Origin of the sequence: Nonomuraea sp. NPDC003804 (assembly GCF_040610675.1) — a bacterium.
Taxonomy (GTDB): domain Bacteria; phylum Actinomycetota; class Actinomycetes; order Streptosporangiales; family Streptosporangiaceae; genus Nonomuraea.
Window position 1 is genome coordinate 84,815 of record NZ_JBEXMT010000005.1, and the last position, 14,570, is coordinate 99,384.

Genomic DNA, 14,570 nt, shown 5'->3' on the forward strand with positions numbered 1-14,570 from the left:
GTGTTCAGCCGTCGCTTCGCCTTCCTTGATCATCCCGGCCCGCTGGCCTTCGCGCACCGCGGCGGCGCCCTCGAGGGGCACGAGAACACCGCCGCGGCCTTCGAGCGGGCGGTCGAGCTCGGCTACACCTACCTGGAGACCGACGCCCACGCCACCTCCGACGGCGTGCTGCTGGCCTTCCACGACCACACCCTCGACCGGGTGACCAGCCATCGGGGGAAGATCGCCGAGCTGCCGTACCGGGTCGTCAGGCACGCCCGCATCGGCGGCGTCCACGACATCCCGCTGCTGGAGGACCTGATCGGCTCCTTCCCCGAGGCGCGCTTCAACATCGACGTCAAGGAGGCGGGCACGATCGAGCCGCTGGCCGCGATGGTCAGGCGGACGAACGCCTACGACAGGATCTGCCTGACCTCCTTCTCCGACGAGCGGCTGGCCAGGGCGCGCGCCGCGATGGGCCGCGAGGTCTGCTCGGCGCTCGGCCCCCGCGGCGTGGCCGCCCTGCGCGCCGCGGCCACCACCTCCGGCTACGGCCGCGTGCTGGCCCGGCTGGCCCGCTCCGGCGTGCCCTGCGCGCAGGTACCGGTCGGCTTCCGCGGGCTGCGCGTCACCACCCGCTCCCTGGTGCGTACGGCGCACGCCCTCGGCATGCAGGTCCACGTGTGGACCATCAACGACACCCTGCGCATGGACCAGCTCCTCGACCTGGGTGTCGACGGCATCATGACCGACAACATCTCCGGCCTGCGCGAGGTCCTCGACCGGCGCGGCCTCTGGCACCCCGGCCAGCTCGCAGCCTAGGAGCCCTCCCTTGGCAGTCCCCTCCCCCCCTGCCGTCTCCGACGACTCCCCCGCCGCCCGCCGCCGAGAGCAGCGCGGCTGGTACTGGTACGACTGGGCGAACTCCGCCTTCCCCACTACCGTGATGACGGTCTTCCTCGGGCCGTACCTGACCGACATCGCCGAGACGGCGGCGGCCGGCGCGCCGTACGTGGACGTGCTCGGCATGGACGTGCGGCCCAGCGCCTACTACTCCTTCGTGGTCGGGGTGGCGGCGGTGCTGCAGATCGTGCTGATGCCGATCGCGGGCGCGCTGGCCGACCACACGGGGCGCAAGAAGGAGCTGATGGGCTTCTTCGCCATGCTGGGCGCGGCGGCGACGGTCTGCTTCTGGTTCGTCAGCGACGGGCGCTACCTGCTGGGCGGCGCGCTGTTCCTGATCGCCAACGTCGGGTTCGCGTGCGCGTTCGTCATCTACAACTCCTTCCTGCCGGAGATCGCCACGCCCGCCGAGCGCGACCGGGTCTCGGGCATGGGCTGGGGCTTCGGCTACCTCGGCGGCGGGTTGCTGCTGGCCGTCCACCTGGTGCTGTTCCTGCGGGCCGAGTCCTTCGGCCTGGACGGCGCCACCGCGGCGCGCATCGCGCTGAGCTCGGCCGGGCTGTGGTGGGGCGGCTTCACGATCATCCCGTTGCTGCGGCTGCGCAACAGGCGCGGCGGGATCGCCACGGGAGAGACGGCGGGGCAGGCGGTCGTGGGCAGCTTCCGCCAGCTCGGCAGGACCGTGATGGGCCTGCACCGCTACCCGCTCACGCTGGCCTTCCTGGTGGCCTACCTGCTCTACAACGACGGCGTGCAGACCGTCATCTCCTTCTCGGCGACGTACGCCGACAAGGAGCTGGGCCTGGACAAGACCGTGCAGATCGCCGCGATCCTCATGGTGCAGTTCGTGGCGTTCGGCGGCGCCCTGCTGCTCAGCCGCCTGGCGACGCTGTTCGGCGCCAAGCGGGTGGTGCTGGCCGCGCTGGTGGCCTGGACGGCGGTCGTGTGCGTGGCCTACTTCCTGCCCAGGGGCTCGGCCACGGCCTTCTTCGCGCTGGGCTTCGCCATCGCGATCGTCATGGGCGGCACCCAGGCGCTGTCGCGCTCGCTGTTCTCGCACGTGATCCCGCGTGGCAAGGAGGCCGAGTACTACAGCCTCTACGAGATCAGCGACAAGGGCTCGACCTTCCTCGGCTCGTTCACCCTCGGCCTGGCGCTGCAGCTGACCGACAGCTACCGCCTGGGCATCGTCTCGCTGGTCGTCTTCTTCGTGCTCGGCGGCGCGCTGCTGGCGGCCGTCAACCTGCCCCAGGCGATCCGCGCGGCGGGCAACGAGGTGCCCGAGCGGGTCTGAACCCCCGCCCGCCACAACCCCTGGTCCGACCTGACGGACTAGCCGCGCTCCGGCTCGCCGGACGACCTCGGGTCCGGCCCGCCGGGGCGCCGCCGGCCCAGGCCCGCCTGGGTGGCCAGCACCATCGTGCCAGGGCCCTGGGCGGCGCCCGGGCCCGGCAGGACCGTGATCGTCTCGGCGGTCGCCTCGCCGCCGCAGTGGGGACAGGTGACCACGGGCGTGAACAGCTCCCCGCAGGAGTGGCGCAGCAGCGCGGGCGGACCGCCGGGCGGGGTGGACCACTTGTCTCCCCAGGCCATCAGCGTGACCAGCGCGGGCACGATCTCGCGCCCCGCCTCGCTCAGGTGGTACTCGTGGCGCACCGGCCGTTCCTGGTAGGGCCGCCGCTCGACCACGCCCGCCTCCACCAGCCGCTCCAGCCTGGCGGTCAGCAGGTTGCGGGAGATGCCCAGGTCCTGCGCGAGCTCGTCGAACCTGCGCACGCCGAGGAACAGGTCACGCAGGATCAGCGGCGTCCACGGCTCGCCGACGACCCCCACCGCCTGCGCGATCGAGCAGTGCATGTCCCCGAACCTGTTCATGACCCCAGCATAGTCAGTTGCTAAAGTGAACCTTAGCAAGTTCACATTCAGGACTAACCTGACCGGAGGTCACGATGAGCATCGCACTCCCCTACCGGGAAGCGGGAGAGAAGAAGGACCTCGACGCGCTCATGGCCACCCTCGCTCCCGAGGTGGTCTTCCACTCCCCGCTCAGCGCCCGCGCCGGCTTCCACCGCCGCGACGAGGTGCGCGCCCTGTTCGGTGTCGTGTTCTCCGTGATCGACGGGCTCCGCTACCACACCGACGTGGGCGACGACCGGACCCGCATGCTCGCCGCCACCGCCTCGCTCGGCGCGACCACGATGGAGGAGGCGGCCCTGCTCAGGTTCGGCGACGACGGGCTGATCACCGAGATCACCATGTTCGTCCGGCCACTGCCCGCCCTCACCAGGCTCATGGCCGCGCTCGGACCTGGACTGGCCAGAGCCAAGGGCAGGAACGGCCTGGCCGCGCTGGTCGGCGCGGCGACGGGGCCGCTGGTGTTCATGACCGAGAGCGGCGACAGGACGCTGGTACCGCTCGTCACCAGGGCGTCGCGGCGCAGGCCACAATGAGGACATGCCACTGAAGGTCCTTCTCGCCGAGGACATGCACATCCTGCGCGAGGCCCTGGCCGAGCTGCTCTCGCACGAGGACGACCTCGAGGTGGTGGCCGGCGTGTCCGCGGGCGACGAGATCGTCCCCGCGGCGCTCGCGCACCTTCCCGACGTCGCGGTCATCGACATCGACCTGCCCGCCCTCGACGGCATCAGCGCCGCCGCGCTGCTGCGCGAACGGCTGCCGTCGTGCCGGATCATCATCCTCACCGCGCTGAACGGTCCCGGTCAGGTACGGCGGGCGCTGTCGGCCGGGGTCTCCGGATTCGTGCCGAAGGACGTGCGGCCCGGTGAGCTCGCCGCGGCCATCAGGACCGTCGCCGCGGGAGGACGGGTCATCGACCCGGCGCTGGCGATGTCGGCGCTGGAGGCCGGGGAGAGCCCGTTGACGCCGCGGGAGACCGAGGTGCTACGGCTGTGGGCCACCGGCGCACAGCCCGCCGAGATCGCCGAGCGGCTGTTCCTGAGCTACGGCACGGTCAGGAACTATCTCACCACCGCCGTCGCCAAGCTCGGCGCCCGCAACAGGGTGGACGCCATCCGGATCGCCACGGAGTCCGGCTGGCTCTGAGCCCAGCGGCCCGGCGGCGACGGCGGACCCCTCGGCGGTGAAGTCGGCGGTGACCTCGAACCAGCCGTCCGCCCTGAGCCCGGCGCGCAGCCGCCCGCCCGCCCGCTCCCCCAGCCCCGCCAGCCCGCTCCCGGGCCCACTCGCGGGCCCACTCGCGGGCCGGCCGTCCTCCGGACCGGCCGCGCGGGTCCTGCTCCCTGCCGTCAGGCGGTCGCCCTCGCCGGGCTCGTCGGCGACGGCGCGCACTCCGTCGTTGGCGACGCGGAGCCGTACCCCCTCCGGCCCTGAGCCGATCTCGATCGTGCAGTGCCGCGCCGCGCTGTGCCGCAGGACGTTGGTGACGCACTCCCGCAGCGCCGTCGCCGCCAGGCTGTCCAGCGCGGGGTCGAGGGGCTCGGGCGTGACCGCGGCCTCCACGCTCACCCCGGCCGCCGCCAGCGCGCCCAGCACGGTGGGCAGTTCCTCGGCCAGGGTCAGCCGGACCTGGTCGCCGGTCACCGAGCCGAGTTCGACGCGTGCCCGCTCGATCAGCGGCACCAGCGCGGCCGTCTCGGCCGCCGCCCTGGCCGGATCGGACTCGCGCAGCCGGGCCGCCAGCTCGCCGCGCAGCACCACGGCCGACAGGCCGAACCCCAGCACGTCGTGCAGGTCGCGGGCGAGCCTGCCGCGCTCGCGGGCGACGGCGTTCCTGGCCAGCTCCCGCCTGGCCGCCTCGAGCGCGCCGACGAGGCCGCCGAGCCTGGTCAGGCCGTACACGAACAGGGCGACGGTGACGTTGACGACCATGGCGAACGCCACGGTGATGGGGTCGGGCAGGGCCGGCGCGAGCAGCGGCAGCTGCGCGCCGAGGAAGACCGCGGCCAGCACCCACGATCGCGGCGGGGCGAGGGTGAGCAGGATCCACCCGGCCAGGAAACCCGTCATGGCGGGCCACCACTGGGCCGACAGCGGCGACAGCCCGGCCACCAGGGCCACCTGCACGGCCAGACTCCACCGCGACGGCCCGCGCAGGTGGAGCACCACCACGACGACGAGGGCGAGGCCGGTCACGACGAGGGCTGGCGGGCTGAGGCGGGTGTGGACGGCCAGGTTCAGCTCGGTGAAGAAGGCGTAGACCGACAGCACGATCGCCAGGATCAGCCGCGCCACCTTCGGCGACTCCACGGGAAGGGCCACACCGGGCGCGGGCCGCCCGCCGGCCGCCTGCCCCGGCGCCCTGGAGCCGCCGGCGCCGGGGTCCGTCTCCGGCCGGATGCCCGGCGCCCGGACCGTGGCCAGCGCGCTCCTGGCGAGCTCGACGGCGCCGTCCACGTCGCCGTTCCTGAGCAGGAAGCCGATCGCCGTCAGGTCGTCGCGAAGGCGCCGCCCCAGCTGCCTGTGGACCCGGTCCCGCTCGGCCGCCAGCGCCTGGGCGGCCAGGTCGCCCCTGGCCGCGTGGAGGTGTTCGACCGTGGCCGCCAGCGAGGCCAGCCCGAAGACGATCAGGCCGTTGTCGACGGTCACCGACACGTACCACAGCGCGACCAGGGGGCCGGCGCCCAGCGCGATCCCGGCCAGCCCGGCCGCTGCCGCCACCCCCGACGCCAGGAGCCAGCCGTACCGGCCGGGCAGGGCCAGCAGTGCGGTCGCGGCGCCGATCCACACCGACGGGGCCCACGCGTGGCCGTAGACGACGAATCCCAGGCCGCAGATCGCCAGCTGCGCCGCCAGCAGCCAGTACGGCACGCGACGCCGCGCGGCGACCAGGATCGCCAGCATGACGGCCTGCCCCGCCGCCATCGCGGCGATGCCGGGCCAGCTCGCGCCCTCCGTCCAGGCGCCCAGGATCCTGACGCACCACAGGAGGCCGAGCACCGCCCACAGCAGGACGCGCGCGAGGCGTGGCTGCAGGTCGTCCACCCGGCTCCCCTATGAGAAATGCATAGCGACGAGGTGATTCTGGCACTACTGCATGACGCCTTCATGGGCGATCCTGAGAGCACATCCCCATATGCAGAGCGTCAATCACTGAAGAGAGCACCGCTCTTGACAGCGTCGCTCCCAAACGAGAGCATTGCTCTCACAGGAGAGCACCTCCCCCCTCACTTTGGAGTCCCCGTGAAGCTCACCCAGGCGGCCTATGCCGTCACCGGCGTCCTCTTCCTCGTCTATCCGGCCGTGCGCCCGTCAGGGGACGACGCCGCGGCCATGTCGGCCACCGCGTGGGTGCTCGGCCACCTGGCGGCCATGATCGGATTCGTCCTGCTCGGCCTGGCCGCGCTCGGCCTGCACCGGATCCTGAAGGACCGCCTCTCCTTCCGGGCCGCGGTGGCGACCTGGACCGGGGCGGGCCTCACGCTCCCCTACTACGGCGCCGAGGACTTCGGCCTCCACGTGATCGCCCGGCGGGCGCTGCGGGACAACACGCCCGCGCTGATGGAACTGGCGGGCGAGTTCCGCTACGACCCGCTGGCGGCGACGATGTTCGCGCTCGGTCTCGCGCTGCTGGGCGTCGGAGCGATCATGACGGCGGTGTCCGTGTGGCGGTCGGGAACGCTGCCCGCGTGGAGCGGCGTGCCGCTGGCCGCGGGGTTCGCGCTGTTCATCCCCCAGTTCTTCGCGCCGCTCTACGCGCTGCGGATCGCGCATGGCGCGCTGATCGCGGTCGGCGGGCTGTGGCTGGCGATCGCGCTGGCCAAGGGCCGGTCCGCGGCGCCCGTCGAGGCGGCCGTGCCGGCCTGAGGCGGCCACGCCGCGACGGCAGGAGGGCGGAGGAGCGAGTACGGCACCGCGCGATCTGTCCACCGCGTCGCGCGGCGCGTGAGACAGCAGGGGCGACGGTGTCCGGCGCGCTTGACGAGGCCAGGGCTACGACAGCCGGGATCGGCGTGCCCACCGACGATCTCGCCGGGCGCCGGTGAAACCCCTCATCGCAAAAAGCGCGATTGGATCACCCCTTGGGTGGGAATCCACTCACGGTATCAAGCGTTAGACACCGTGGGAGACAGACCCCCCCGACGGGGGCCCTGTAGGAGGCATTAAAACATGGGCGAGCGCGCACTTCGTGGCACCAGGCTCGGGGCAACCAGCTACGAGAACGACCGTAACACGGATCTGGCCCCGCGCCAGGAGGTGTCCTACACCTGTTCGAAGGGGCATCGCTTCGAGGTTCCGCTTGCAGCCGAGGCAGAGATCCCCGCGACCTGGGAGTGCCGCATGTGCGGCGCGACCGCGGTCCGCGTGGACGGCGAGCTACCCGAGGCCAAGAAGGCGAAGCCGCCGCGGACGCACTGGGACATGCTGCTGGAGCGGCGGTCCATCGAAGACCTGGAAGAGGTGCTCAACGAGAGGCTGGCGATCCTTCGCGCGCAGCGACGCAAGAGCGCCTGACCTCCTCACGGTGACGCTGGAACGCCCCGGACCGCAACGGTCCGGGGCGTTTTCCATGCCCACCGGTTTGTCAGCAGGGGCCGGCCAGGGTCCCCCGAGTGGCCCCAGGCCGCCGCACCCACGGCTTGCGGTGGGGCGGGCGGGCGGCCCGCGGTGCGGTCAGTCCTCGCGCAGCACCTCACCGTGCACGACCTTGCCGTTGGGCGTGCCCGTGCCGCCGCCGGCGAAGCCGTCGGTACGCGGGAACGGCACCCCGAGGTTCGCGTACGGCGAAGCGGCCGCCATCGCCTTGACCCGCCGCGCGAAGAACCACGAGCCGAACCGCCGCATCGCCGGCCGCGTGAACGGCAGCACGCACAGGAACCCGAACACGTCGGTGAGGAAGCCGGGCGTCAGCAGCAGCGCGCCGCCGACCAGGATGAGACCGCCGTCGGCCAGCTCCTTGTCGGGCATCCGCCCCGACTGGAGCGACTCCTGCAGGCTGCGCCACGCCCTGCGGCCCTCGCGGCGCACGAGCCAGGCGCCGAACAGGCTGTCGGCGATCAGCAACGCGACCGTGGCCCAGCCACCGATCACCGATCCGACCTGGATGAGCAGCCAGATCTCCAGGACAGGGACGACCAGGAAGGCCAGGAAGAGCAGGAGCCGGACCATCGTTTCCTCATTCGCGCGAGCGGAAGGCGTTCACCTCGTAGTAACGCCCGTCGCCCCGCGGACGTTCCACGGCCACCGAAGGCTCAGGGAAGCCCGGGGGGACTTCAGGGACGCCCCGGGGACTCAGGGGACGCCCCCCGGGGGGAAACGTCGTCAGCGGTGGCGGCGCAGGCGGGCGGGCAGGCCGGTGACGCCCCAGACGCCGACGCGCCAGAACGCCTCGTACATGACCTTGCCGCTCATCTTGCTGGTGCCGTGGGTCCGCTCGACGAACGTGATCGGCACCTCCACCACCCGCAGCCCGTGCCTGGCCGTCCGGAGGGTGAGGTCGACCTGGAAGCAGTATCCCTGCGACTCCACGTCGGCCAGCCCGATCTTCTCCAGCGCCGCGGCCCGGTAGGCGCGGAAGCCGGCCGTGGCGTCGCGGACCGGCAGCCCGAGCATGAGCCGCACGTAGACGTTGGCGCCCCTGGACAGCAGCTCGCGGTGGCTCGGCCAGTTGAGCACCTTCCCGCCCGGCACCCAGCGCGACCCGATCACCAGGTCGGCGCCGTCGGCGAGGGCGGCGAGCAGCTTGTGCAGCTCCTCCGGCTGGTGGGAGCCGTCGGCGTCCATCTCGACCAGCACGTCGAAGCCCTGGGCCATGCCCCAGTGGAAGGCGTCGATGTAGGCGGCGCCGAGGCCCTGCTTCTCGGGCCGGTGCAGGACGTGGATGTGGTCGTCGGCGGCGGCCAGCTCGTCGGCGACCTCGGAGGTGCCGTCGGGGCTGTTGTCGTCGGCGATCAGCAGGTGCGCGTCGGGCAGCGCCGTGCGGAGCCGTCCGGCGATCAGGGGGAGGTTCTCCCGCTCGTTGTAGGTGGGGACGACGACGAGCACCCGGCCGAGCGTCTGCTCCATCATCGATCCTCTCCCCTACGGCGCCAGGCGGCCACGCCGATCGCGACCGCTCCTACTATCAACAGTGCCCACTCAGGTGCGGCGCCCACGCGCGTGGCGATCGTCGCCCGCGTGCGCACGGGAACCTTGACGACGTTCGTGGCGGCGACGCGCTCCTTCGTCTGCCAGGCGACCTTACCGTCAGGAGTGACATATGCGGAGATTCCGGTGGTCGCCGCGGTGACCACCGCCCTGTTGTGCTCGACGGCGCGCAGCTGCGACATGGCCAGCTGCTGGGGCGGCAGGTTCGACAGCGCGTAGGTGGCGTTGTTGGTCTGGACGACGAGCGGGGTGCCGCCGGCCCGGACGGTGTCGCGCACCACCCCGTCGAAGGCGACCTCGTAGCAGTTGACGGCGCCGATGGTCACCGGGCCCATCCGCAGGTCGCCCGGCCTGTCGCCCGCCACGGACTGCCTGCCGACCAGGTTGGCCCGCTCGAACAGGGCCAGGAAGATCTCCTTGAACGGCGTGTACTCGCCGAACGGCACCAGCTGCTGTTTGTCGTAGTAGGCGCCGGGCCCGGTGACCGGGTCCCACACGAGGCTGCGGGTGGCGCGGTTCTCGTCGCCGATCGCCACGACCGCACCCACGAGGGTCGGCACGCCGACGTCCTTGACGGAGGCGTCGATGATCTGGCGGGCCGTCGCGTCGCGGTAGGGGTCGATGTCGGTGGAGTTCTCCGGCAGGACGACCAGGTCGGGCTTGGGCAGCCGGCCCTCGCGCACGGCCCGCGCGAGCTCGTGCGTGCCGTTGGCGTGGTTGCGCAGCACGATGGCCGGCTCGTCGCCGAGCGCGTACATCCCCTGCCCCGGCACGTTGCCCTGCACGATGCCGATGTTGACGCTCCTGCCCTCGTCGGCGGGGCGCGGGACGGCCAGCCCCAGCAGAGGTACGGCCAGCGCCAGCGCCACGGGCACGACCCGCCTGGCGCGCCCGGCCCGCCCGGCCCGCACGGCCCGCACGACGGCGCAGGCCGGCAGCGCCCCGCACAGCGCCACCGCGAACGAGACGAGCGGCACGCCGCCCAGCGCGGCGAACCCGGTGAACGGCGTCTCGCCCTGGCTGAAGGCCACCCGCGCCCACGGGAACCCGCCGACGGGGAACAGGCTGCGCGCCCACTCCATGGCCACCCACAGGGCGGCGAACCACAGCGGCCACAGCGGCAGCCGCATCACCAGGGCGGCGGCCGCGGCCATGGCCGCGTAGAAGAGGCTCTCGACGGCCACCAGAGCCAGCCAGGCGTCCAGGCCGATCGGCCTGACCCAGGCCAGCGCCGGCAGCAGGAAGACGAGCGCGGCCACGTAGCCGAGCCAGGCGGCGCGGCGGGGGCGGCAGCCGTACAGGCTGAGGGCGACCAGGCCGATGCCGAGCGGCGCGCACAGCCACCAGCTGAGCGGCGGGAAGGCCAGGAACAACAGCAGGCCGCCGAGAGCCGCCGCGGCGAGTCTGCCCCACAGCAGCCGTCGGGGGGCGCCGTCCGGCCCGGTGGGCGCCGTGACGCCCTGCTTCTCCTGCACCACGGCCGGGGTTCTCCTCGCCAGTCGCATCCTGATGCGGGAAACGCTACCGCCCGAGGCGGCCGACCCCCAAAGGAAGGCACTGGCAGGGTGATCCCGTGGCAGACGGATGCCATGGGATCACCCGCTAGCGGTGTGATCCGAGCACACGGGAGCGGGAAGAGGGCCCGGAAACCCTTCGGACCGGATCCGTCTCGTCGGCGGCGAGCGCGGGGTTCCGTTGTCTACTGGGCGACCGGGCCCGTCCCGGGTCCAACCCCCCGCCCGGTTGGGGTGCCCCGACTCGACGGACCGACGGCCCTGCACCTGGCTGTATGGACGGAGTCACGCTCCGTCACGGACGCAGGGTCCGACGATGTCAGAGACGGCCAACCGGCCAAGTCCCGTGCTGGACTGGGCAGCAAACTACCGACTCCAACTCAGATGTCAACCGTGTCCCGATCAGCGGAAACCTCAAGTTTTCGCAGCTAGGACATGCTCGGCGAGCTCAGTCTAATGCGCTCATCTCCCCGCGAGTCCGCGAAGCGGCTCGGGCAGCGGGCCCTCGTGGACGACGCCGAGGCGCTGGGTGGCCCGCGTGAGCGCCACGTACAGGTCGCTGGCGCCGCGCGGCGACTGGCCGAGGATCTGGCCGGGCTCGGCGACGATCACCGAGTCGAACTCCAGGCCCTTGGCCTCGGTGACGCCGAGCACGGCCACGGCGGCGTCGAGCGCGTCCCTGCCGGTGGCGCCGCCGGCCATCTCGGCCACCTTGTCCAGCAGCGCGTCGGGGGCGAGCACGGCGACCCTGCCGCCGTCGCCGGCCTCCTGGCGCGCCAGCTCGGGCAGGTCGGACAGCGGCGCGGACCACGGCCGCGCGCCGCTGTCCCGCACGGAGGTGGGAGCGCGCAGCGCGGGGTCGATGGTGGCCAGCACCCGCGAGGCGACCTCCATCAGCTCCACGGGGGTGCGGTAGTTGATGGTGAGGGTCTCCTCCCGCCAGCGGCCCGCGAGGTACGGGTCGAGCACCTGGCCCCACGAGCGGGCGCCGGCGCTGGAGCCGGTCTGGGCGATGTCGCCGACGATGGTCATCGACCTGGTGGGGCAGCGCCGCATGACCGCCCGCCACGCCATCGGCGACAGCTCCTGCGCCTCGTCGACGATCACGTGGCCGTAGGCCCAGGTGCGGTCGGCGGCGGCCCGCTCGGCCGTCGTCAGGTACGGCTGGTCGCCGCGCTGGCGCTCGGCCAGCCGCTCGGCGTCCATGACGTCGGACAGCCCGGTCAGCTCGAGCACCTCGCGCGCGTAGGCGAGCTCGGCCTCCCGCTCGCTCTCCTGGGCGGCGCGGGCGGCGGCCAGCTCCTCCTCCGCCTGCATGGCGGTGGCGCGCAGCACCTGCTCGTCGATCTCGCCGAGCAGTTCGGCGGCCTCGTCGAGCAGCGGCACGTCCGACTCGGTCCACTCGGTGGACGAGCGGCGCAGCAGGGCGCGTTCCTCACGGCTGAGGCCGGCGGCGGCGTAGTCGAGGCGTTCGGCCGAGCCGTACAGGCCGAGCAGCAGCCGCTGCGGGGTCAGGTAGGGCCACAGCCGGTTGAGCGCGCTCTTGACCACGGGCTCGGTGCGCAGGTCCTCGCGCAGGTCGGCCAGTTCGTCGTCGTCGATGAGGCCCTTGCCGAGCTTCTTGGCCAGCTGCCTGGCCAGCGCGTTGAGGATCGTGCGGACGAACACCGCGCGCGCCTGGTTGTGGCTGCGCCGCGAGCGGATCGCCTTGTTCCTGGCGTTGTCCATCATGCGCTGGTCGAGGGTGAGCGTCTGACGGCCGAGAGGCAGCTCGATCGGCCGGCGCGGCACCCGCTGCCGGTCGCGGACGGCACGCGCGATGACCTCGGCCATCCGCACGTCCCCCTTGACGGCGGCGACCTCGGGCCGCTCCCTGGCGGTGGCGCTGACGCCGGGGAAGAGCTCGCCGACCGTCGACAGCAGCACGTCGGTCTCGCCGAGCGAGGGCAGCACCTGCTCGATGTAGCGCAGGAAGGTCAGGCCGGGGCCGAGAATGAGCACGCCGCGCCGTTCGAGCCGCTCGCGGTGGGTGTAGAGCAGGTAGGCGGCCCGGTGCAGGGCGACGACGGTCTTGCCGGTGCCTGGCCCGCCCTGGACCACCAGCACCCCGTTGAGGTCGGCGCGGATGACGCGGTCCTGCTCGGCCTGGATGGTGGCCACGATGTCGCGCATCCGTCCGGTGCGCTTCTCGTCGAGGGCGGCCAGCAGGGCGGCCTCGCCGTTCAGCGTGGCCCGGTCGTCGTCGCTGAGGCCGTCGAGGTCGAGCAGGTCGTCGTCGACGCCGACCACCGTGCGGCCGCGCGTCTGCAGGTGGCGCCGGCGCGTCACGCCCATCGGAGAGGTGGGGGTCGCCCGGTAGAAGGGCTGGGCGACGGGGGCGCGCCAGTCGATCAGCATCCGGTCCTGCTCGTCGTCGCTCAGGCCGAGCTTGCCGATGTAGAGGCGGCCCTCCTCGACGTGGTCGAGCCGGCCGAAGACCAGGCCCCGCTCGACCGCCCACAGCCGGGCCAGCCTGGCGGCGTACATGCCCGCGAAGGAGTCGCGTTCGGACCTGTTCTGCTGGGTGCCGACCGCCCCGGTTGCCAGCACGTCCTTGAGCTGCTGCTGCGTTCGCTCGCGGAGGACGTCCAGACGTCCGTACAGCCGGGAGACGTACTCCTGCTCTCTGGCCACCTCGGTTTGACGAGTCATGGCCGTACCGTTAATGTTGGTAGTAATGGGACGCTCCGGGCCTTTCTTACTGTTGTGGCAACAAATCGCTACCTTATCAGGTCCGTTGAGCCGCTGACATCACGTCTTCATCTCACCGCTTGACTGTATGGCTTCTTCACGTCCATTGTGAGTTAGGAAAGTTTCCTAACTCCAATGGGGTGACAACGAGTGAGCGGTCCGGTTCCTGGAACTCCCAGCCTGTTGCGCGCGATCAACGACCGCGCCGCGCTCCAGGCGTTGCTGGACCGCGGGCCGCTGACCAGGCCCGAGATCGGCACGCTCACCGGGCTGTCCAAGCCGACCGCCTCGCAGCTGCTGTCACGGCTGCAGGAGGCCGGCCTCGTGGTGCTCGACGGCATCAGGGAGGGTCTGCCGGGCCGTACGGCCGAGCTGTACCGGATCAACCCGGCCGCGGCGTACGTGGCCGCGCTCGACGTCGCCCCCGACCGCATCGAGGCCCGCGTCGCCGACATCACCGGTGAGATCGTCGGCTCGCACGTCCTGCCCACCTCCCGCCGCCCCGCCGACAGCCTCATCGACCGGCTGCGCGCCGCCCTCGAGGGGGCCGGCTCGCCGGGGCCGCTGCGCAGGGTCGTCATCGGCGTCCAGGCCGCGATCGACCCCACCACGGGCCGCCTCGGCTACGCCACCGCCAAGGACATGCCGGGCTGGCAGATCCCCAACCTGGTGCCGACCCTCAACGCGGGCCTCGGCGTGCCCGTCGACGTGGAGAACAACGTCAACCTGGTGGCCGTGGCCGAGCAGGCCCACGGGGCCGCGCGCGACCACCAGGACTTCGTGCTGCTGTGGGCCGACGAGGGCATCGGCTCGGCCGTCGTGCTCGGCGGCCGGATGCACCGCGGGGCGACGGGCGGCGCGGGTGAGGTCGGCTACATGCCCGCCCCCGGCGCGCCGACCGCGCGCGAGGCGGGACACTACGCCAACCACGGCTACCAGGCGCTCACCGGCGGCCCCGCCGTGCTCAGGCTGCTGCGCTCGTACGGCGTGCGCGGCACCGACTTCCGGCAGGCCGTCACGGCGGCGGTCCGCGCGGCCGCCGGCACCGGCAAGAAGGCCGACGACGCCCGCGCGGGCCTGCGCGACATCGCCGCCCGCCTGGCCGTGGGCCTGGCGGCCATCACCAGCGTGCTCGACCCCGGGCTCATCGTGATGACCGGCGGCATCGTGCTGGCCGGCGGCGAGACGCTGCGCGAGCTCATCGAGCACGAGCTGCACGCGCTGACCATCCCCCGCCCCGCCGTACGGCTGTCGAGCGTCGAGGGCAACCCGGTGCTGGCCGGCGCCCTCGACCTCGCCCTCGACACCACCCGTGAAGAGGTCTTCAGCTCCACCGTTCCCACCGCATAGAAGCAGCTCCACCGTTCCTACCGCAGAGAA

At 72.5% G+C, this 14,570-nt stretch carries 12 protein-coding genes and 1 pseudogene; 7 read left to right on the forward strand and 6 right to left on the reverse strand.

Annotated elements, in window-relative coordinates:
• Entirely contained in the window at positions 1-801 is an 801-nt protein-coding gene (locus tag ABZX22_RS08360) for a glycerophosphodiester phosphodiesterase (RefSeq protein WP_354906931.1), read from the forward strand.
• Between the two features lie 10 nt (positions 802-811).
• Entirely contained in the window at positions 812-2,176 is a 1,365-nt protein-coding gene (locus ABZX22_RS08365; RefSeq protein WP_354906932.1) for an MFS transporter, read from the forward strand.
• Between the two features lie 38 nt (positions 2,177-2,214).
• Here the strand turns inward: ABZX22_RS08365 and ABZX22_RS08370 are convergent, their stop codons facing one another.
• Complete coding sequence (locus tag ABZX22_RS08370) at positions 2,215-2,757, reverse strand: helix-turn-helix domain-containing protein (RefSeq protein WP_354906933.1); 543 nt, start codon at positions 2,755-2,757, stop codon at positions 2,215-2,217.
• 74 nt (positions 2,758-2,831) lie between these two features.
• On the opposite strand from ABZX22_RS08370, the gene ABZX22_RS08375 reads away from it, so the two are divergent.
• On the forward strand, positions 2,832-3,332 hold the full coding sequence (locus ABZX22_RS08375; RefSeq protein ID WP_354906934.1) for a nuclear transport factor 2 family protein: 501 nt from the start codon (positions 2,832-2,834) through the stop codon (positions 3,330-3,332).
• Between the two features lie 4 nt (positions 3,333-3,336).
• Complete coding sequence (locus ABZX22_RS08380; protein ID WP_354906935.1) at positions 3,337-3,945, forward strand: response regulator transcription factor; 609 nt, start codon at positions 3,337-3,339, stop codon at positions 3,943-3,945.
• A gap of 525 nt (positions 3,946-4,470) precedes the next feature.
• Here the strand turns inward: ABZX22_RS08380 and ABZX22_RS08385 are convergent.
• Positions 4,471-5,724, reverse strand: a pseudogene (locus ABZX22_RS08385) (histidine kinase dimerization/phosphoacceptor domain-containing protein); the annotation flags it as partial.
• 318 nt (positions 5,725-6,042) lie between these two features.
• Here ABZX22_RS08385 and ABZX22_RS08390 point away from each other — a divergent pair.
• On the forward strand, positions 6,043-6,666 hold the full coding sequence (locus tag ABZX22_RS08390; RefSeq protein WP_354906936.1) for a hypothetical protein: 624 nt from the start codon (positions 6,043-6,045) through the stop codon (positions 6,664-6,666).
• A gap of 303 nt (positions 6,667-6,969) precedes the next feature.
• Entirely contained in the window at positions 6,970-7,314 is a 345-nt protein-coding gene (locus ABZX22_RS08395) for an RNA polymerase-binding protein RbpA (RefSeq protein WP_183661557.1), read from the forward strand.
• A 159-nt stretch (positions 7,315-7,473) separates the two neighbouring features.
• Here ABZX22_RS08395 and ABZX22_RS08400 read toward each other — a convergent pair whose 3' ends face one another.
• The 4 genes from ABZX22_RS08400 to ABZX22_RS08415 form a co-directional block, all read right to left on the reverse strand.
• Positions 7,474-7,968, reverse strand: a complete 495-nt coding sequence (locus ABZX22_RS08400) for an FxsA family protein (protein ID WP_354906937.1) — start codon at positions 7,966-7,968, stop codon at positions 7,474-7,476.
• A gap of 153 nt (positions 7,969-8,121) precedes the next feature.
• Positions 8,122-8,868: a polyprenol monophosphomannose synthase gene (locus ABZX22_RS08405; protein WP_354906938.1), complete on the reverse strand. Its 747-nt coding sequence runs from the start codon at positions 8,866-8,868 to the stop codon at positions 8,122-8,124.
• Positions 8,865-10,424 carry an apolipoprotein N-acyltransferase gene (gene lnt, locus ABZX22_RS08410; protein WP_354906939.1) on the reverse strand — a complete coding sequence of 520 codons (1,560 nt, stop codon included), beginning with the start codon at positions 10,422-10,424 and terminating at the stop codon, positions 8,865-8,867. Before lnt ends, ABZX22_RS08405 begins: the two co-directional genes overlap by 4 nt.
• Positions 10,425-10,922: 498 nt before the next feature.
• On the reverse strand, positions 10,923-13,151 hold the full coding sequence (locus ABZX22_RS08415) for a helicase (protein ID WP_354906940.1): 2,229 nt from the start codon (positions 13,149-13,151) through the stop codon (positions 10,923-10,925).
• 189 nt (positions 13,152-13,340) lie between these two features.
• Between ABZX22_RS08415 and ABZX22_RS08420 the strand changes: the two genes are divergently transcribed.
• Positions 13,341-14,540, forward strand: a complete 1,200-nt coding sequence (locus ABZX22_RS08420) for an ROK family transcriptional regulator (RefSeq protein ID WP_354906941.1) — start codon at positions 13,341-13,343, stop codon at positions 14,538-14,540.
• Positions 14,541-14,570 lie beyond the last annotated feature (30 nt).